Source organism: Sphingomonas ginsenosidivorax, from assembly GCF_007995065.1.
Classification (GTDB): Bacteria; Pseudomonadota; Alphaproteobacteria; order Sphingomonadales; family Sphingomonadaceae; genus Sphingomonas; species Sphingomonas ginsenosidivorax.
The window spans coordinates 754,205-773,353 of record NZ_VOQR01000001.1; the positions used below are offsets into that span (position 1 = coordinate 754,205).

At 69.5% G+C, this 19,149-nt stretch carries 18 protein-coding genes and 1 pseudogene; 5 read left to right on the forward strand and 14 right to left on the reverse strand.

What is annotated here, in order from left to right; genetic code table 11:
* Positions 1 to 159: 159 nt before the first annotated feature.
* The 4 genes and pseudogenes from moaC to FSB78_RS03335 all read right to left on the reverse strand — a co-directional run.
* The gene (moaC, locus tag FSB78_RS03320) at positions 160 to 627 is read right to left on the reverse strand and encodes a cyclic pyranopterin monophosphate synthase MoaC (RefSeq protein WP_147079939.1); all 468 of its coding nucleotides are present in this window, start codon (positions 625 to 627) and stop codon (positions 160 to 162) included.
* Entirely contained in the window at positions 624 to 1,415 is a 792-nt protein-coding gene (gene trpC / locus FSB78_RS03325; RefSeq protein ID WP_147079941.1) for an indole-3-glycerol phosphate synthase TrpC, read from the reverse strand. The genes moaC and trpC overlap by 4 nt, the downstream gene beginning before the upstream one ends.
* Positions 1,415 to 2,407: an anthranilate phosphoribosyltransferase gene (gene trpD / locus FSB78_RS03330; RefSeq protein ID WP_147079943.1), complete on the reverse strand. Its 993-nt coding sequence runs from the start codon at positions 2,405 to 2,407 to the stop codon at positions 1,415 to 1,417. Before trpD ends, trpC begins: the two co-directional genes overlap by 1 nt.
* Before the next feature lie 95 nt (positions 2,408 to 2,502).
* Positions 2,503 to 3,081 (reverse strand): annotated as a pseudogene (locus tag FSB78_RS03335) (anthranilate synthase component II); the annotation flags it as partial.
* Between the two features lie 164 nt (positions 3,082 to 3,245).
* On the opposite strand from FSB78_RS03335, the gene FSB78_RS03340 reads away from it, so the two are divergent.
* Complete coding sequence (locus FSB78_RS03340; RefSeq protein ID WP_147079947.1) at positions 3,246 to 3,689, forward strand: hypothetical protein; 444 nt, start codon at positions 3,246 to 3,248, stop codon at positions 3,687 to 3,689.
* A gap of 208 nt (positions 3,690 to 3,897) precedes the next feature.
* Here the strand turns inward: FSB78_RS03340 and trpE are convergent, their stop codons facing one another.
* Positions 3,898 to 5,397 carry an anthranilate synthase component I gene (gene trpE / locus FSB78_RS03345; RefSeq protein ID WP_147079949.1) on the reverse strand — a complete coding sequence of 500 codons (1,500 nt, stop codon included), beginning with the start codon at positions 5,395 to 5,397 and terminating at the stop codon, positions 3,898 to 3,900.
* A complete protein-coding gene (locus FSB78_RS03350) occupies positions 5,390 to 7,339 on the reverse strand; it encodes a peptidylprolyl isomerase (RefSeq protein WP_147079951.1) in 1,950 nt (649 codons plus the stop codon). The genes trpE and FSB78_RS03350 overlap by 8 nt, the downstream gene beginning before the upstream one ends.
* A gap of 115 nt (positions 7,340 to 7,454) precedes the next feature.
* Between FSB78_RS03350 and tpiA the strand changes: the two genes are divergently transcribed.
* Together tpiA and FSB78_RS03360 are read left to right on the forward strand one after the other, a co-directional pair.
* A complete protein-coding gene (gene tpiA, locus FSB78_RS03355) occupies positions 7,455 to 8,198 on the forward strand; it encodes a triose-phosphate isomerase (protein ID WP_147079953.1) in 744 nt (247 codons plus the stop codon).
* 126 nt (positions 8,199 to 8,324) lie between these two features.
* Positions 8,325 to 9,017, forward strand: a complete 693-nt coding sequence (locus tag FSB78_RS03360; protein WP_147079955.1) for a hypothetical protein — start codon at positions 8,325 to 8,327, stop codon at positions 9,015 to 9,017.
* 48 nt (positions 9,018 to 9,065) lie between these two features.
* Here the strand turns inward: FSB78_RS03360 and FSB78_RS03365 are convergent, their stop codons facing one another.
* Positions 9,066 to 10,454, reverse strand: coding sequence for a leucyl aminopeptidase family protein (locus tag FSB78_RS03365; protein ID WP_147079957.1), 1,389 nt, complete (start codon positions 10,452 to 10,454; stop codon positions 9,066 to 9,068).
* Between the two features lie 153 nt (positions 10,455 to 10,607).
* On the opposite strand from FSB78_RS03365, the gene FSB78_RS03370 reads away from it, so the two are divergent.
* A complete protein-coding gene (locus FSB78_RS03370; protein WP_147079959.1) occupies positions 10,608 to 10,754 on the forward strand; it encodes a lmo0937 family membrane protein in 147 nt (48 codons plus the stop codon).
* A gap of 7 nt (positions 10,755 to 10,761) precedes the next feature.
* Here FSB78_RS03370 and rimO read toward each other — a convergent pair whose 3' ends face one another.
* Positions 10,762 to 12,090, reverse strand: coding sequence for a 30S ribosomal protein S12 methylthiotransferase RimO (rimO, locus tag FSB78_RS03375; RefSeq protein ID WP_147079961.1), 1,329 nt, complete (start codon positions 12,088 to 12,090; stop codon positions 10,762 to 10,764).
* Between the two features lie 274 nt (positions 12,091 to 12,364).
* Here rimO and FSB78_RS03380 point away from each other — a divergent pair, with 274 nt between their 5' ends.
* Positions 12,365 to 13,498: an anhydro-N-acetylmuramic acid kinase gene (locus FSB78_RS03380; protein ID WP_147079963.1), complete on the forward strand. Its 1,134-nt coding sequence runs from the start codon at positions 12,365 to 12,367 to the stop codon at positions 13,496 to 13,498.
* A gap of 50 nt (positions 13,499 to 13,548) precedes the next feature.
* On the opposite strand, the gene FSB78_RS03385 is transcribed toward FSB78_RS03380, so the two are convergent.
* The 6 genes from FSB78_RS03385 to FSB78_RS03410 form a co-directional block, all read right to left on the reverse strand.
* Positions 13,549 to 13,857, reverse strand: coding sequence for a hypothetical protein (locus tag FSB78_RS03385; RefSeq protein ID WP_147079965.1), 309 nt, complete (start codon positions 13,855 to 13,857; stop codon positions 13,549 to 13,551).
* Between the two features lie 61 nt (positions 13,858 to 13,918).
* Positions 13,919 to 15,094, reverse strand: a complete 1,176-nt coding sequence (locus FSB78_RS03390; protein WP_147079967.1) for a vWA domain-containing protein — start codon at positions 15,092 to 15,094, stop codon at positions 13,919 to 13,921.
* Between the two features lie 138 nt (positions 15,095 to 15,232).
* Entirely contained in the window at positions 15,233 to 15,796 is a 564-nt protein-coding gene (locus tag FSB78_RS03395; protein WP_147079969.1) for a CHAP domain-containing protein, read from the reverse strand.
* 49 nt (positions 15,797 to 15,845) lie between these two features.
* Positions 15,846 to 17,273, reverse strand: a complete 1,428-nt coding sequence (locus FSB78_RS03400; RefSeq protein ID WP_147079971.1) for a hypothetical protein — start codon at positions 17,271 to 17,273, stop codon at positions 15,846 to 15,848.
* Positions 17,270 to 18,124, reverse strand: coding sequence for an AAA family ATPase (locus FSB78_RS03405; RefSeq protein WP_147079973.1), 855 nt, complete (start codon positions 18,122 to 18,124; stop codon positions 17,270 to 17,272). Before FSB78_RS03405 ends, FSB78_RS03400 begins: the two co-directional genes overlap by 4 nt.
* Positions 18,125 to 18,290: 166 nt before the next feature.
* Positions 18,291 to 18,959 carry a DUF6975 family protein gene (locus tag FSB78_RS03410; protein ID WP_338419952.1) on the reverse strand — a complete coding sequence of 223 codons (669 nt, stop codon included), beginning with the start codon at positions 18,957 to 18,959 and terminating at the stop codon, positions 18,291 to 18,293.
* Positions 18,960 to 19,149 lie beyond the last annotated feature (190 nt).

A 19,149-nucleotide genomic window follows, 5' to 3' on the forward strand; every position in this document is an offset into this window, starting at 1 on the left:
CACGGCTACCTCCCAACTGGGCCCCGGCCTTCGCCGGGGAAGTGTGTCTTGAGGAGTTTCGGCTGCCGACCGCCGCCTTGTTCCGCGGGGGCAGGCGTCGCGCACGGGGCCCTGGGTCCTGACTTTCGTCAGGATGACGGGAGGCGCTAGGCGAGCGCCTCAGGCGGTCCAGTCGCCCGACTTGCCGCCGCGCTTCGACAGCAGGCGAATGTCGCTCAGGATCATGCCCTTATCGATCGCTTTTGCCATGTCGTAGATGGTCAGCAGCGTGACCGAGACCGCGGTCAGCGCCTCCATCTCGACGCCGGTCTTGCCGTCGGTCGAGGTCGTCGCGGTGACGGTGACGCCAGTGTCGTCGACGTCCAGCGCGATGTCGACCGAATTGAGCGGCAGCGGGTGGCAGAGCGGGATCAGGTCGCTGGTGCGCTTGGCCGCCATGATTCCGGCGACGCGCGCGACGGCGAGGACGTCGCCCTTCTTCGCGGTGCCCGCAGCGATCGCAGTGGCGGCCTCGGGCGACATCGTGATTCGTCCGCTGGCGACCCCGATCCGCGTCGTGACGGCCTTGCCGCCGACGTCGACCATCCGTGCGGCACCGTCGGCGTCGATATGCGTGAGGCCGCTCATGTCGAGGATGCGGGGGCGAGCAGCGCGCGCGTCGCAGCCTCGATATCGGGCTGCCGCATCAGCGCCTCGCCGATCAGGAAGCAATGCACGCCTTTTTCGGCGAGCGCGTCGAGGTCGGCGCGGCTGGTGAGGCCGCTCTCCGCGACGAAGGTGCAGTCCTTGGGCGCGAGCGCGACCAGATCAAACGTGCGGCGGAAATCGACCGAGAAGTCGCGCAGGTCGCGGTTGTTGACCCCGATCAGCCGCGACTTGAGCTTCAGCGCGCGCTCCAGTTCGTGCGCGTCATGAATCTCGACCAGCACGTCCATCCCGCATTCGAGCGCGGAGGCTTCGATCTCCGCCATCTGTGCGTCGTCGAGCGCGGCGACGATGATCAGGATTGCGTCTGCGCCGATGCTCCGCGCTTCGGTCGCCTGCCACGGATCAACCATGAAGTCCTTCCGCAACACCGGGATCGACACCGCGTCGCGGGCGGCGGTCAGGTAGGAATCGGCACCCTGGAACCAGCTCTCGTCGGTCAGCACGGACAGGCAGGCAGCGCCCCCGGCCTCATAGGCGCGGGCATGCGCGGGCGGATCGAAATCGGCGCGGATCAGGCCCTTGGAGGGGCTCGCCTTCTTCACCTCGGCGATCAGTGCATGGCCGGGCTTGGCGTCGAGCGCGGCGCGAAAACCCCGCGGCTTGGAGACATGGGCGATGCCGGCGTCGATATCGGCGAGGCTGGTCGTCGCCTTGCGCGCGGCGACTTCGGCACGCTTGGTCTCGAGGATGCGGTCGAGCATGGTCATCAATAGGCTATCCAGCGGGCGAGCAGCGCTTCGGCGCGGCGGGCGTCGAGCGCCTCCGCGGCCTGGGCGGCACCCTCGGTCAGGGTGGGGGCGATGCCGGCGACCATCAGGGCGGCGGCGGCGTTGAGCAGGACGGCGTCACGGTACGCACCGGTCTCGCCGTGGAGCAGGCGTTGCAGCGCGGCGGCGTTGTGCGCGGCGTCGCCGCCGCGGATCGATTCGATCGGGTGACGAGGCAGGCCGGCGTCGTCGGGGGTGATCCGGGCGGGCAGGTCGACGGTGCCGATGCTGGCCACGATGCTGGAGCCTGCGCCTGACAGCTCGTCGAGACCTTCCTCGCCCGAGACGACGAGCGCGGCTTGCGTGCCGAGCTGTTCGAGCGCGTCGGCATAGAGCGGCACGTAATCGGGGCGCGCGATGCCGATCAGCTGGCGGGTGACGCCGGCCGGGTTGGCGAGCGGGCCCATCAGGTTGAAGATCGTGCGGCGGCCGATGCGCTGGCGGATCGGGGTGATGCGCCGCATCGCCGGGTGATGGTTGGCGGCGAACAGGAAGGCGATGCCGATCTCGGCGAGGCTCGCCTCTGCGGTCGCGCCGGCGCGGTCCATGTCGAGGCCGAGGACCTCGAGCGTGTCGGCGGCACCCGCCTTGCTCGAGGCGGCGCGGTTGCCGTGCTTGGCGACGGGGACGCCGCAGGCCGCGACGACCAGCGCGACCGCGGTCGAGACGTTGAGCGTGTGATGGCCGTCGCCGCCGGTGCCGCAGACGTCGACCGCGGTGGCCGACGCGGCGATCGGGAGCATCCGCTGGCGCAGCGCGCGCGCGGCCTCGGCGATCTCGATGCTGGTCTCGCCGCGTTCGGCGAGGGCGACGAGGAAGGTCGCGATCGCGTCTTCGCTGGCGCGCGCGTCGAGGATGTCGGCGAACGCCTCGCGCGCGGATTCGCGGGAGAGGGGCGTGGAAGGATCGGGGAGAAGGGTCGTGGTGGTCACATTCCCCTCCCGCCTGCGGGAGGGGGTAGGGGAGGGCGTGTCCCCATGGCGGCGCCCGCGTTTGCGGACAGGCCCTCCCCCAGCCCCTCCCGCAGGCGGGAGGGGAGTTCGACTCCCGCAATCGCCAGAAAATTCGCCAGCATCGCATGGCCGTGCTCGGTCGCGATGCTCTCGGGATGGAACTGCACGCCGTGGATCGGCAGCGTCGCATGGCGGAAGCCCATCACGGTGTCGTCCTCGGCGGTCGCGTTGACGACCAGGCTGTCGGGCACCGCGTTGACGATCAGCGAATGATAGCGCGTTGCGAGGAAGGGCGAGGGCAGGCCGGCGTACAACCCGGTATCGTCGTGGAGCACCGGCGAGGTCTTGCCGTGCATCAGCCCCCCGCGCTCGACCCGGCCGCCGAAATGCTGGCCGATCGCCTGGTGCCCCAGGCACACGCCGAGCAGCGGCTTGCCTGCATCGACGCAGGCGGCGACGAGGTCGAGGCTGACGCCCGCCTCGTTGGGCGTGCAGGGCCCCGGCGAGATCAGGAACGCGTCCGCGCCGGACGACAGCGCCTGGCCTGCGGATATCGCGTCGTTGCGGACCACCTCCACCTCGGCGCCGAGTTCCATCAGGTAATGGACCAGGTTCCAGGTGAAGCTGTCGTAATTGTCGACGACCAGAATCATGCGGTCGCCATAAACCATAGGGGTGATCGTGCAACGGTGTTGCGACACCCGCGACGGCACACCAAATCGGGAACGGCCGACCGAGTTCGGGTCGTCGCATCGCGGCGTTCAGGTCGGAGCCATGCGCGGCGACGAACGTTGAGCGTTCACAAGGAGTTTCCGTCATGTTCCGTACCGCGCTGTTTGCCACACTCGTCGTGCTTCCCGGCCTCGCTTCAGCCCAGACCCAGACCCAGTCCCGGGCATCGCAACCGACCCAGGCCGAGACGGCGCAGGCCGGCCAGCCGCCCCAGCGCGTCCGCAGCGTGACGCTGAACGCGGGACAGGAGTGCCCGAAGGGTTCGGGGGACGAGATCGTAGTCTGCCAGACGCTCGAGCAGCCCTATCGCATTCCCAAGTCGCTGCGCGACGACAAGCCGATTCCGGCGCAGAACCAGAGCTGGGTCAACCGCGCCGCCGCGCTCGACGAGCAGGGTCGCATTGCCGGCGGGTTGCCGGACACGTGTTCCGCGGTCGGGACCGGCGGCCAGTCGGGCTGCGCCCTGCAGCGGGCGAAAGCCTATTCGGCGGAGCGGCGGGCGAATGCGTCGGAGACGACGACGCCGTAACTTGGTCCCTTCCGTCATCCCAGCGAAGGCTGGGATCTCGTGAGGCGAGGGCGAGGACCGAAACCGGGAGATCCCAGCCTACGCTGGGATGACGAGGGGGCAGCACAGCCTTCGTCATCCCGGACTTGATCCGGGATCCAGGGTCACGGGCGTCGGCGTTTGGGGCTCTGGATCCTGACTTTCGTCAGGATGACGGAGACGAGGGCGATTACTGCCCGAAACCGGGCGCCGCCGCCCTTGCCACAGCCTCGCGCGCGGCGGCGAGGATCGCGCCGGCCTTCGCCTCGCACTCGCGCTGCTCGTACGCGGGCACGCTGTCGGCGACGATCCCAGCGCCCGCCTGGACGTGGATGGTGCCGTCCTTCACCACCGCGGTGCGCAGCACGATGCACGAATCCATCGACCCGTCGGGCGAGAAATACCCGACCCCGCCCGCATAGGCGCCGCGCCGTTCGCTCTCGAGTTCGGCGATGATCTCGCACGCCCGCACCTTCGGCGCACCGCTGACGGTGCCCGCGGGAAACCCTGCGAACAGCGCGTCGAGTGCGTCCTTGTCCGGCGACAACCGGCCGACGACGTTCGAGACGATGTGCATCACGTGGCTGTAGAATTCGACGCCGTAGCTGTCGGTCACGCGCACCGATCCCGGCGCCGAGGCGCGGCCGACATCGTTGCGGCCGAGGTCGAGCAGCATCAGATGCTCGGCGCGTTCCTTGGGATCGGCGAGCAGGCTGACACGGTTCGCCTCGTCCTCCGCCGGCGTTTTCCCGCGCGGGCGGGTGCCCGCGATCGGGCGGATCGTGACTTCCTCGTCACGCACACGGACAAGGATCTCGGGGCTCGACCCGATCAGCGCGAAGCCCGGCAGGTCGAGGTGGTAGAGGAATGGCGACGGATTGATCCGGCGCAGCGAGCGGTAGAGCTCGAACGGCGGCAGCGCGAACGGCGTGCTGAAGCGCTGCGCCAGCACGACCTGGAAGATGTCGCCCGCGAGGATATAGTCCTGCGCGCGCGCGACCATCGCGTCGTAGCGGCCGGGCGCGAGCGCGGGTGTGTAGGCGGGCTCGGCCACCTCGGCGCGCACCGGCGGCGGCACCGGCGTGCCCGCCAGCTTGGCCGCGACTGCATCCAGCCGCTCCTCGGCGGCGCGTACCAGCGTCTCGGGATCACCGCCGGGCCATGCGGGCGCGACGAGGTACAGCGCGTCGGTCAGCCGGTCGAACACCAGGATGACGGTCGGCCGCACGAAAATCATGTCGGGGAGGCCGAGCGGATCCGCTTCGGGCTGCGCCAGCGTCTCGACCAAGCCGATCGTCTCATAGCCGAAATAGCCGACCAGGCAGGCGAGCGCCCGCGGCAGCTCGGGCGGCACCTCGGCGCGGCATTCGGCGACGAGCGCGCGCAGCGCGTCGAGCGTCGGTTTCGCGCACGGTTCGAACGCGTCGCGGTCGGTCGCCCAGTGGCGGTTGGTCTCGGCGCTCTGGCCATGCGCGCGGAACAGCAGGTCGGGAGCGAGGCCGATCAGGCTGTGCCGCCCGCGGATCTCGCCGCCCTCGACCGATTCGAGCAGGAAGTCGCCGCGCCCGGGCTCGATCAGCTTCAGCGCGGCGGCGACCGGCGTCTCGGTGTCCGCGACCTGGCGCCGCCAGATCAGCGCGGGCCGGCCGGCGGCGAGTGCCGCGACCGCCGCGTTCGTCGACTCAGTTATTGGAGCTACCCCCGCTGAGCAGGTCCGCCTTCACGCGCGCGATCGCGGCGGCGTCGGTCTTGACGCCGACATCGGCGCGGACCGCCTTGGCGAACTGCTCGCTATATTCGCGACCCAGGCCACGGCCGATATTGCCGCGCGTCGCGTTGATCGCGGCGGGCGTGCGCGAGGCGTCGCCGCGCTCGATCCGGTCGAGCTTGATGATGAACCAGCCGCTGTTGTCGGGTGCGGCGAGCGTCTTGGCGGACCCTTGCGCCATCGCGAACATCAGCGCGAGTGCGGGCGGCGCGCCCTGCGGGTTGGCGCTGATCTGCGCGCGCGTGGGCGTCAGCGTCTTGGGCGCCGGCAGCTTCAGCCCGGTCGCGCTCAGCGACTGCGCCAGCGGCATGCCCTTGTTGATGCGCGCCAGCACGTCGTTCGCGACTTTCCGCGCGGCTTGGCGGCTGCGGTCGGCCGCGACGTCGCGCAGCACGGCCTCGCGGACCTGCGCCAGCGGGCGCGGTGCGGCGGCGACGACGCGGCCGAGGCCGACCAGCGCGAAGCTGCCGTCCTGCCCGGTCTGCACCATCTGCGGCGCATCGCCCTCGCTCGCCTGGAACGCGGCGGCGATCATCGGCGCGAGCGCCGGGTTGGGCTGGCTGGCGGGATCGTCGGGGTTGGTACCGTTCGCGGCCAGCGCAGGGCTGGTCTGCGCCTGCAGCTTCTGGTCGGTGGCGATCTCGTCGAAGGTCGCGTTCTTGGCGAGCGCGTCGTCGATCTTGTCGTGAATGTCGCTGAGCGCGGCGGCGGATTTCTGGATGCCGAGCGCGGTGGCGATCTCGGCACGGACCTGGTCGAGCGAGCGCGCCGCGACCTGATCGACCGAATCGACCTTGGCGACGGTCCAGCCGAACGGACCGCGGACCGGCCCGACGACCGCGCCCTTGGCGGCGGCGAACATCGTGTCGGCGAGTGCGGCGGAGGTCGCGCCGGCATAGGCGGCCTTGTCGACGCCGGTCTGCACCGAGGCCTCGAGCCCGGCGGCGCGCGCGGCGTCGGACAGCGAGGTGCCGGCCTTCACCTTGGCGGCGAGCGCAGTGGCACCGGCCTGGTCGGAGACGACGACCTGCGTGATCGTGCGCTTCTCGGTCGCGGCATATTTGGCGCGGTCCTGCTGATAGCGCTGCGCGATCTCGGCGTCGGTGGGGACGGCGCGTGCCTTGACCATCTCGGGCGTCACGATCGCGTAGCGGACGACGCGACGCTCGGGGACGGTGTAGCGCGCGACGTTGCGCTTGTAGAAGGTGGCGAGGTCGGCGTCGCTGGGTGCTGCGCCCGCGGGGACGGCGGCGGTCGGGATGAAGCCGATGGTGCCTGCGCGCTTCTCGAGCAGCAGCGAGGCATAGGGGAGCGCCAGCTGCGCGGGCATCTGCGTCGCGCCGTTGGTCGGCAGGATCAGCTGCTGTGCGAGCGTGTCGCGAACGATGTCGCCGCGGATCTGCGCGTCGGTCAGCTTCCGCTCGGCGAGCACCTGGCGATAGAGATTGGGGTCGAACTTGCCGGTCGGGCCCTGCAGCGACGGGATGCTGGCGATCTGCCCGTCGACCGCGCGCTTGCTGACGACCATGCCCTGGCCCCGCGCGAACTGTTCGAGCGCGAGGCTGGAGACGATGCGCTCCATCGTGCCCTCGAAGCCGCCCTGCGAGACATAGGTCGCCATGTCGAGCGTCGGCTGCTGCTGGCGATAGCCCTCGAGTTCGGTCTGGACGCGGCTCTTGACCTCGTTCTCGGTGACCTCGGCCTTGCCGACCGTGGCGACGTCGTTCGCGGCGATGCCGCCGCCCATCGATCCGATACCCGTCACGTCGCCGGCCGCGAACGCGATCGCGATGACGCCGAGCACCAGGAAGGTGATGATCACGCCGCCCTTGGAATGGGTGAGGCGGCGGAAGAATGCGAGCATGAAAGGCCGATCGACTGGATGGAACGCCCTCGCTTTACGGGGACGACCGCCACGCTTCAAGCTTGTGCCGCGCCGAGCCTGCGCTATCGACCTCGGTAACAATCGGGAGAAGACGATGCGGCGCAAGTTGGTGGCGGGAAACTGGAAGATGAACGGCAGCCGCGCGGCGCTGGCCGAGCTCGACGCGATCGCCGCGGCGGCGGCGGCGGCGCCGGGGATCGACGTCGCGGTCGCAGTGCCGTTCACGCTGATCACCGCCGCCGCCGAACGCACGCCGGCGCTGGCGATCGGCGCGGAGGACGTCCACGAGGCCGACAGCGGCGCGCATACCGGCTGCGTCTCGGCTGCGATGGTCAAGGAAGCCGGCGCCGGCTTCACGATCGTCGGCCATAGCGAGCGCCGTGCCGACCAGCACGAGACCAGCCACGACGCCTGGGCCAAGGCCGCGGCGGCGCATCGCCAGGGATTGAACGTCATCCTGTGCTGTGGCGAGACCGAGGCCGAGCGCGACGCCGACCGTGCCGAGCGCGTCGTCCAGGCGCAGATCGAGAAGTCGGTGCCCGACAACGCCGATGGCAGCTGGTTCACACTCGCCTACGAGCCGCGCTGGGCGATCGGCACGGGCCGCACGCCGACGCTGGAGGAGATCGCGTCGATCCACGCGATCGCACGCTCGAAGCTCAAGACGCTGATCGGCGATCGCGCGGCCGGCGTGCGGATCCTCTATGGCGGGTCGGTCACGGGTGCGAACGCGGCGACGATCCTCGCGACCGACAATGTCGACGGGGCGCTGGTCGGCGGCGCCAGCCTGACCGCAGCGAAGTTCGTCCCGATCATCGAGGCTGCCGCAAGTCTTTGAGATCGCGGTATGGCGATGCGTGGGATGTGATCCACATTAAGTTACGGTAAACGCCTTGATCATACACCGGTCGCGTCGATTCGTTCGGCGGATCGGTCAGTGTCCTTCGCGACTGTGTGAGGTGTGATGACTCGGGTGTACCAGACTATCATCGGCGCCGTTGCCGCCGTCACCGCACTGGCGGCGATCCCCGCGCGTGCCGAAACACCGCGCGAGCTGCTGACCCGCGCGAGTTTCGTCGATCGCGACCGGACGGTGGCGCTGACTCGCGTCGACCGCGCACATTCGGTGGCGGGTGCGATGCTCGCGCGCATGCCCGACGACCAGGAGGCGGCGCTGATGCAGGCGATGGCGGTCGGCTACCGCGCCAAGCTGACCGGCAACCGCACCGAGGCGATCGCCGCGCGCCGGCAATATGAATCGCTGGTTTCGCGCTTCCCGCGCAATCCCGAGGTCCAGGCGGCGCTGGGCGCCTGGCATGTCGGCGTGATCGTCAAGCTCGGCCGCTTCGTCGGGCGGGCGGCGGCGGGCGCGCAGAAAGGCGTCGGCTATGATGCCCTCGACCGTGCGGTGGCGCTGGGCGGCAACCGGGCGATGTTCGCGGGGCTGGCGGGGTTGCTGCGGCTCGAGCTCGATCCCGAGGATCCGCGCGGCCGTGCGCTGGTCGAGACGGCGAGTGCGGCGCCGGCGCCGACCGCGATCGACGGTATCATCCGCCGCGCCGCCGCCGCCGTGCTGGTGCCGTTGCGGGCGGGGCGCGCCAAGGAGGTCAAGCTGCTGGCGGACCGGCTGCTGCCGTTCGGGCAGATCCCGACCTGATTCTGCAGTTCTCGCGTCATCCTGACGGAGGGGGGAGGGGCGCCGCTGTCACCTCACCGGATACCGCTTCGCCAGCATCGCGAACGCCGCGCGCAGCGCATAGGCGTCGCCACCCTTGGGTCGCCCCGCCTTGCTCGCCGAGCGCCACGCGAAGACGTCGAGATGCGCCCAGGCGATGTCGCTCCGCACGAACCGCCGCAGGAACAGCGCCGCGGTGATGGCCCCGGCAAGGCCGCCCTCGGGCGCGTTGACCATGTCGGCGACGTCCGACTTCAACATATCGTCATACGCATCCCAGAGCGGCATCCGCCACATCTGGTCGTCGTGCGCGATCCCCGCCGCGAGCAGGTCCGCCGCCAGTCCCTCGTCGTCAGTGAACAGCGGTGGCAGGTCGGGGCCGAGCGCGACGCGCGCCGCGCCGGTCAGCGTCGCGAAGTCGAGGATCAGTTCGGGCTGCGCCTCGCACGCCTTGGTCAGCGCGTCGCCGAGCACCAGCCGCCCTTCGGCATCGGTGTTGGTGTTCTCCACCGTCAGCCCGGCCCGCGTCCTGAGCACGTCGCCGGGGCGGAAGGCGGTCCCCGATATCGCGTTCTCGACCGCGGGGATCAGCAGGTGCAGCCGCACCGGCAGCTTCGCCGCCATCACCAGGCTCGCAAGCGCGAGCGCATGCGCCGCGCCGCCCATGTCCTTCTTCATGTAGCGCATGCCCGCCGCGGGCTTGATGTCGAGCCCGCCCGAATCGAAGCACACGCCCTTGCCGACCAGCGCGATCCGCGGATGCGCGGGGTCGCCCCATGCGAGCTCGATCAGCCGCGGCGCCCGGTCCGCCGACGCGGCAAGGCCGACCGCGTGGATCATCGGATAGCCCTGCGCCAGCGCATCGCCGCGCGTCGTCGACACGGTCGCGCCGTGGCGCCTGGCGAGCGCGTCCGCCTCCGCCTCCAGCTCGGCGGGGCCCAGGTCCGACGCGCCGGTATTGACCAGGTCGCGAACCAGCGCGGTCGCGCTCGCGAGCCGCACCGCCGGCTCGATCGCGGCGACGTCGCGCGTCAGCAGGATGCGGGGACCCGACCGGTCGGGCTTGCGATAGCGGTCGAACCAATACTGGCCGAGCAGCCAGCCGAGCAGCGGCGCGTCCGCCTCGTCGAGGCGATACGTTCCCTCGGGCAGGGTCTCGGCCAGCTTGGCGAGCGCCCAGGACCCCGTCTCGAGCGCGGCGACGACGTGCCACGCGTCCGCGCCGGCGAGGACCGCCGAACTGCCCGGTTTGGCCGTGAATTGCTGGCCGGCGACCGCGGCACGCACCATCGGCGTCTGCGCGGTCAGCCACGGCTCGAAGCCGGCGGCATCGATGATCTCGATCCGGTGTGCGGGCTGGCCGCGGTCAGGCTGGATAAGCGCGGCGAAATCGGGGGCGGGTGCGGGCGTGCTGGGCATACGCGAACCGAAACAGAAACCGGCGACGGGTGCAACCGGTGGGACGATGCCGATACGAAAGCGTAACAAAATCAGCGCGGCGCGGAACAGGCCACAAAGCCTGACGTTTATGATCCAGACCGAACGACGGTCGTCAGTACAGGAGTCTACGCAATGCTTTGGACGATCGCCGTCATTCTTCTGGTACTCTGGCTGCTCGGCTTCTCGCTGCACATCGCAGGCGGGCTGATCCACATCCTGCTCGTCGTCGCGCTCGTCGTCGGCCTCATCCAGCTCTTCTCCGGCCGCCGCGCGGTCTAGCTGTCGCTCAGACGGGCACGCCGTACAGGTCGTGCGCGTCTGCGTCCTCGATCAGCACGGGGACGATATCGCCGAGCGTGAGGTGTCCCGCGTCGCGCAGGAAGACCTCGCCGTCGATCTCCGGCGCGTCGGCCTTGGACCGACCCGTAGCGCCGTCCTCGTCGACCGCATCGATGATCACGTCGAGCGTGCGGCCGACCCTCCTTGCCAGCTTGGCGGTCGAGATTGCCGCAGTCCGCTCCATGATCCGGGCGTAGCGCTCTTCCTTGACCTCTTCGGGGACATGGTCGGGCAGCAGGTTGGCGGCAGCGCCCTCGACCGGCTCGAAGCGGAACGCGCCGACGCGGTCGAGCTGCGCCTCGTCCAGCCAGTCGAGCAGATACTGGAAATCCTCCTCGGTCTCGCCGGGGAAGCCGACCACGAAGGTCGAGCGGATCGCGATGTCGGGCACGAGTGCACGCCAGTTGTGGATCCGCTGCAGCACCTTCGCGTCGTTTCCGGGGCGCTTCATGCGCTTGAGCACCGCCGGCGAGGCATGCTGGAACGGGATGTCGAGATAGGGCAGCACGAGCCCATCGGCCATCAGCGGGATGACGTGGTCGACATGGGGGTATGGGTAGACATAATGCAGCCTGACCCAGGGCGCGATCTTGCCGAGCTCGCGGCTCAGGTCAGTCATGTGCGCGCGCACCTCGCCGCCGCCCTTCAGCGGCCAGACCGAGTGGCGCATATCGACGCCGTAGGCCGACGTGTCCTGGCTGATGACCAGCAATTCCTTCGTACCCGCCGCCACCAGCTTCTCCGCCTCGCGCAGGATCGCATCTGGGCGGCGGCTGACCAGGTCGCCGCGCAGCGACGGAATGATGCAGAAGGAGCAACGGTGGTTGCAGCCCTCCGAGATCTTCAGATAGCTGTAGTGGCGCGGGGTCAGCTTCAGCCCGGCGTCGGGGACGAGGTTGAGGAACGCCGAGGGCGGCATCGGGGCCGCCTCGCGGACCGCGCCGACGACCTGCTCGTACTCGTGCGCGCCGGTGATCGCGAGAACGCCCGGGAAGCGCGCGCGGATCGTCTCGGCTTCCTTACCCATGCAGCCGGTGACGATGACGCGGCCATTCTCCGCGATCGCCTCGCCGATCGCGTCGAGACTTTCCTCCTTCGCGCTGTCGAGAAAGCCGCAGGTGTTGACCAACACGACGTCGGCGCCGGCATAGTCGGGCGACATCTGGTAGCCGTCGCTGCGCAGCTGGGTCAGAATCCGCTCGCTGTCGACGAGGTTTTTCGGACAGCCGAGCGAGACCATGCCGACACGGGGCGGGGAGGGAAGTATCGTTGCCATGAGAGCGCGCCACATAGGGGAAGTGGCGGCGATATTCTAGGGCAGGCGTTGGGATGCGCGCCGACCCCGGTCCGCGTCCGTCATCCCAGCGAAGGCTGGGATCTCATGCGGCAAAGGTGCGGCCGGTAACCGGGAGATCTCAGCCTACGCTGGGATGACGAGAGGAGTGCGTTCGGACGACCCACGGACAAGCTGCGATACCGCGGGGGCTGCCGCCGGCTTCCTCGACTTTTGCTCCGCCCCACGCCATGACGGTTCGATAAAGGGGACCGTTATGCTGGCTATTGGGCTGATGTCGGGCACGTCGCTCGACGGGATCGACGCCGCGTTGATCGAGACCGACGGCGTCGCCGAGGTCCGCGCGATCGCGTTTCGCGGCGAGGCGTGGTCGGATGCGGCGCGCGCCGAACTTGCCGAGGCGACGCGGATGGCGCTGACCTTCGAGCGGCCGCGCGCGAGCCCGCCGATCGTCGTGGCGGGCGAACTCGTCACGCGCGCGCACGTCTTCGCCGTGCACAAGCTGCTCGCCGATGCGGGCGTGCGCGCGGAGGACGTCGGCGTGATCGGCTTCCACGGCCAGACGATCGCGCACCGGCCGGACCGCGGCTGGACCTGGCAGATCGGCGACGGCGCGGCGATGGCGCGCGCGACGGGAATCGCCACGGTGTCAGACTTCCGCTCGGCCGACGTCGCGGCGGGCGGGCATGGCGCGCCGCTGCTGCCGGTCTATCACGCCGCGCTGGCGGGCGCGCTCGATGGCCCGATCGCGGTGCTGAACCTGGGCGGGGTCGCCAACATCACCTTCATCCCGGCTCAGCCGGATCATCTCTCGCACGAGATGTCGCCGGAAACGCTCGACACGACCGGCGGGCTGGTCGCGTTCGATACCGGGCCGGCGAACGGTCTGATCGATTCCTGGGTCGAGCAGGAAATCGGCGCGCGTTACGATGCCGGCGGCGCGCTCGCCGCGTCGGGTCGCGTCGACGAGGCGGTGCTGACTGCGATGCTCGATCACCCCTTCTTCGACGCCCCTGCGCCCAAGTCGCTCGATCGCAACGATTTCACGATCCAGCCCGCGCGGGGGCTGTCGTCCGCGGACGGTGCGGCGACGCTGACCGCATTCACGGCCGCCAGCGTGGCGGAGGCGCTGAAGCATCTGCCGGCGCGCCCCAAGCGCCTGCTGGTGGCAGGGGGCGGGCGGCTCAATCCGACGTTGCTGGGGATGATCGGCGCGTGGACCGGACTGGTGCCGGAGCCGACCGACACTCTCGGCTGGAACGGCGACGCGCTCGAGGCGGAGGGCTTTGCCTATATGGCGGTACGGACGCTGAAGGGCCTGCCGATCAGCTTTCCGGGCACGACCGGCGTGCCGCGCGCGATGGCGGGCGGGGTCGTCGATCGGCCGTAACGGCCCCAGGCCGTCATCCGGAGGCATGCCCAGGATGACGGGGGGATAGCTTACTTCTTCGCGGTCTTCTTGGGCGCCGGCTTCTTCGGCGCGGGCTTGTCGTCCTTGGCGAGCAGCGCGGGGCCGGCGACCGCCGCTGCAATCCCTGCGATCACCGCCGCGCCGACCGCGATCGCGGTTTTCGGGTTCGCCTTCACGGCGTCGGTCGCAGTGGCGAGACCCTGCTTCGCCGCGTCGGTGGCATCGTCGATCCAGTCGCTCGCGCTCGATGCGGCGCCGGTCTTTGTCTTCTCGCTCGTGGTGGGCTCGTCATGCTTCGCCTTGGCGTGCGGCATCGCGGAAGAGGGGATCGACGACATAAGTAACGCTCCTGAAACGACTTGGAGCTTTCTAAACCGGCGGTAAGTGCTGCCGGTTCCCTCAGCGTTTCCGCGACAGTTCGCGCATCGCGTCGTCGAGGCCGCCGAGCGTCAGTGGATACATCCGGTCGGCCATCAGCTCGCGTATCATCCGCACACTCTGCGAATAGCCCCATTGCCCCACCGGCACCGGGTTCAGCCACACCGCCGCGGGATAGGTCGTGGTCAGCCGCTGCAGCCACACCGCCCCCGGTTCCTCGTTGAAATGCTCGACCGATCCGCCGGGGTGGCTGATCTCGTACGGGCTCATCGACGCGTCGCCGACGAAGACCAGCTTATAGTCGTGGCCGAACTTGTGGAGCACGTCCCACATTGGCGTCCGCTCGGTCGTGCGGCGGAGATTGTCCTTCCACACGCCCTCGTACGGGCAATTGTGGAAGTAGAAGAATTCGAGGTTCTTGAACTCGGTCGTCGCCGCACTGAACAGCTCTTCGCACAGCGTCACGAACGGATCCATCGACCCGCCGATGTCGAGGAACAGCAGCAGCTTGACCGCATTGCGCCGCTCGGCGCGCATCACGACGTCGAGCCAGCCCTGCCGCGCGGTCCCCGCGATCGTCGCGTCGATGTCGAGCTCGTCCGCGGCGCCGTCGCGCGCGAACTTGCGCAGGCGGCGCAGCGCCACCTTAATGTTGCGGGTGCCGAGTTCCTTGGTGCTGTCGAGGTTGCGGAACTCGCGCTGGTCCCAGACCTTCAGCGCCCGCTTGTGCCGGCTCTCGCCGCCGATCCGCACGCCTTCGGGGTTGTAGCCGGCGTTGCCGAACGGGCTGGTGCCGCCCGTGCCGATCCACTTGTTGCCGCCCTGGTGACGGCCTTCCTGCTCGGCGAGGCGCTGCTTGAGTGTCTCCATGATTTCGTCCCACGAGCCGAGCGACTGCATCGCCGCCATCTCCTCCGGGGTCAGGAATTTCTCGGCAACGGCCTTCAGCCACTCGGCGGGGATCTCGCTCTGTGTCGCAGGATCCGACGCCAGGCCACGGAACACGCTCGCGAAAACCTGGTCGAAGCGATCGAGCAGCCCCTCGTCCTTCACGTACACCGCGCGCGACAGATAGTAGAAATCCTCGGGCGTCCGCTCGATCACCTCGGCGTCGAGCGCCTCGAGCAGGATCAGGTGTTCCTTGAGGCTGGCATTGATGCCGGCGCTGCGCAGCGCGTCGAGGAAGTTCAGGAACATCGTGCCGTTCTGCCCGGCGGGGTGCACGAAGTCGAGCCGTCCCCATTACGTCACCCCAGCGCAGGCTGGGGTCTCTCGACGATCGGTCGCGCGCTTGCGGCAGAAGACCCCAGCCTGCGCTGGGGTGACGGCTTTCGCTCAGCGCGCGATCGGCTCGCCGCTGATCGGCACATAGGCGTCGATCAGCGCGCCGACATAATCGGGATGGTCGCTGGTCAGTTCGGGCGCGGTATGTGCGGCGCCGTAGATGAAGCCGTAGACCGGGTAGACGCCGCCGCCGAGCCCGTCGACGTCCTTGTACCAGACCTTCACGTCGCTCCAGTCGTTGCGCGGCGAGACGTCGAACAGCGTGACGTCCTGCTCGGCATGGCCGCGTTCACCGTTCTGGCGCGACCAGTTGGCGTGCGTCAGCATCACCACGCGCTTCTCGACGATGCGGCTGATCACCGCGACATGCCCCATCGGCAGGCGGTGGGTCTTGGCGAAGACGATGACGGCGCCGACCCGCGGCTTGTGCGCGCGCTCGTACTTGCCGTCCGCCTGTTCCCACCAGGTCCAGGCGTTGCCGTAGAGCTGGATCCCGGACGCCGCGCGCGCGAACGGCACGCACTGGCCGACATAGTTGAGCAGCGAGGCCGCGGAGGCGGTCGTGGGCACGGTCACGAGCGCGAGAAGCGGAAGGAGTCGGGCGAATCTCTTCATGCCCGCGACGCTAGGATCGCCGCAGTGACAGCGAGGTTGCTAATCTTGGTTAATGTCCGGAAACCCCGTTGCTTTGCGGCGGAGTGCGCGCGTAGAGCGACCAGTCGAACCCCGACATCGAGAAATACCGCCCGACCGCGATGCGCGCATAGGACTGGCCGCACCGCTCGAGCCGCGCCGGGGCCGCGCCGTGATCCTCGAGATCGATGAACACGAACGCCGCCGCGGGGCAGTCCCGGCGGATGTCGAGCGAATAGCCTGCGGTCCGCGCCGCGGCCTCGAGCACCGCGGTCGGGCGGATCGTATCGACGCCCACGCTGGTCCCGGCGGGCGCGGCCATGCGCATGGTGGCGACCGCGCGCCCCGGGTCGCCGCGCAGCGCGAGTGCGAGCGCGCGGTCCCGCGACAGGCTCGCCACGACGACGACTGCGAGGAGCACCACCGCGACCGCCCGCCGCCACCCGCCACGGGCGATCGCGGCGCCGCTCAGCTCGGCCACGAGCAGCACCAGCCCAATGCACGCCAGGAAGTAATAGCGCGCGAACCCCGCATTGTTGATCCGGCTGAGCGCGAGCGCGAGCATCGCGGGAAAGGCGAGCACTGCGAGCGCGTACAGGAAGCGGCGACCGGCCATGCCCGGTGCGAGCAGTATCGCGGCGGCGCTGGCGACGGCGGCGACGCCGATGGTCGCGAACGCCGACCCCAGCGACAGGCCGAACGTGTGGACGACCGCGTCCTCCAGCCCGCCGGAGAAGCCGGGAATCGTGAACCCCGGATAGCCGCCGGTCTGGAACCCGGCGGTGCTCGCGTGCGCGGCGGCGACCACGACCGCGACGACCAGCACGACCGCGCCGATCGAGGGGGCCAGCGTTCGCAGGCCGCTGCGCACCGCCTCGTCCAGCGTCATCCGGCGCGACAGCGTGGCGACGATCCAGCCGCCGAGTGCCGCCAAGGCGAAGATATAGGTGAACTGCGCGAGCATCCCGAGCAGGGTCAGCGCGGCGAGCGGCCACACCGGCGCCTCGCGCTCGCCGTCGAGCCAGCGATCCACCACGAGGATCGCGACCAGCATGACGGTCACCATCGGGCCGTACCCGCGGGCCTCCGCGCCGTACGCCATCATGATCGGCGAAACCGCGACCAGCAGAGCGGCGACGACCCCGGTGGCCGTGCCGCGCCGCAGCCCGATCGCGCCAGCGAGCCCGATCGACGCGACCCCGGTCGCGATCGACAGCGCGCGGACGAGCATCGGCGGCGCATAGGGCCCGACCAGCAGCATCCACCAGCTGTTGAGGAAATGGTTGTTGTCGTGGTTGATCTGCCAGAGCACGCCGAGGGGCGTGGCCGCCTGCTTCACGAAATAGGCGGACCACGCCTCGTCGAGCCACAGCCCGCCACGCGCGGTCGCGAGCCGCAGCGCGAGGCCGACGAGCATCGCCAGTCCGATCGCGCCGTACGCGCCACGGCGTGCGGTCACGGGTGGTTCTTCTGGCGCTTGGCCATGAAGGCGAGGCGTTCGAACAGCATCACGTCCTGCTCGTTCTTGAGCAGGGCACCGTGCAGCGGCGGGATCGCCTTGGTCGGGTCGCGGTTCTGCAGCACGTCGAGCGGCATGTCCTCGTGCAACAGCAGCTTCAGCCAGTCGAGCAGCTCCGACGTGCTCGGCTTCTTCTTGAGGCCGGGCACGTCGCGGATCTCGTAGAACAGGTCCATCGCGCGGCCGACCAGGATCTTCTGGATGCCGGGGAAGTGGACGTCGACGATCGCCTGCATCGTGTCGCGATCGGGAAACTTGATATAGTGGAAGAAGCAGCGGCGCAGGAACGCGTCGGGCAACTCCTTCTCGTTGTTGCTGGTGATGACGACGATCGGGCGTTCGACCGCGCGGACCGTCTCCTTGGTCTCGTAGACATGGAATTCCATGCGATCGAGCTCCTGCAACAGGTCGTTCGGGAACTCGATATCGGCCTTGTCGATCTCGTCGATCAGCAGGACGGGGGGCTTGGGGCGGGTGAACGCCTCCCACAGCTTGCCCTTGCGGATATAGTTGGAAATGTCGTGGACGCGCTCGTCGCCCAGCTGGCCGTCGCGCAGCCGGGCGACCGCGTCATATTCGTAGAGGCCCTGTTGCGCCTTGGTGGTCGACTTGACGTTCCACTCGATCAGCTCGGCGCCGACCGCCTTGGCGATCTCGTAGGCGAGCACGGTCTTGCCGGTGCCGGGCTCACCCTTGACCAGCAGCGGGCGGCGCAGCGTGACCGCGGCATTGACCGCGACCTTCAGGTCGTCGGTCGCGACATAGCTTTGCGTGCTTTCGAAGCGCTTCATGGCAATTCCCGTGTCCGACTGTGGCACAAGCGATAGAGGCTGCGCGGCGCGGCGCGCAAGCGTCCTGCTCTCGTCATCCCGGGCTTGTCCCGGGATCCAGGGTAACAGGCGGCGGCGTTCGTGGCTCTGGATGCCAGGACGAGCCCGGCATGACGGAGGACGGGGGCTACAGATCCCCCCGCGCGCTGGCGCGCGCTTCGAGCAGCGACCACAGCCCGCGGTGCTGCGCGAACAGCTGTTGCGCACCGAACGAGACTGCGCGTTCGGTGCCGGGCGATCCGCCCAGCGCCGTGACGATGCGCGCGGTGTCCTCTTCGGCGGGGAAGGCGGAGCGCGACACGTCCACGCCGAACCGCATCGCCGCGACGTCGAGGACGCGGCGGATCGGCCCCCAGTCGTGGAGCAGCGCCGCGACCGCGCCGGACGCGCACCCCGCGCGATCGGACCGCGCGAGCATTTCGAGCGCATGCCGTTCGCCGACCAGCGCGCTTGCGGTCTCGGACTGGCCCGGGGTCGAGGGCAGCGGACCGACCGCGACCAGCAGTTGCGCGAGATAGGCCCGCTCGGCGGCAAACCCACGCGCGGCCGCCGCCAGCCAGTCGTGCGCGGCGGGCTGGGCATCGCGGGTCAGCGCGTCCTCGACCATGCCGGGATGATCGCCATGTACCGCGCACAGCGCATGGACCGCGTCCGACAGGTTGCGCTGCGCCGGTGCGCCGCGGACCAGGCGGAGCATATGGGGATGCGACGCGCTGCCATCGGCTTCGGCGAGCCGGACCACCAGGTCCCAGGCGCTGGCGTGCGCGCCATTTGATGCCGTTTGCGAAATCATCATGTCCCGGTCGTTGCAGCAGGCCTGCGCCGATGCGGTGCCTGTCCGTCATGCGGTATCCACGACCTGCGTAAAGACTCGGTAAAGACCCCGTTATGGACGGCATGCCGGCATCGATTCGCGAGCGGGGCCGCCTGAACCATGTCCGACATCCGGTCTTTACGGGGACAGGCGACGCCGCGATAACGCGGCC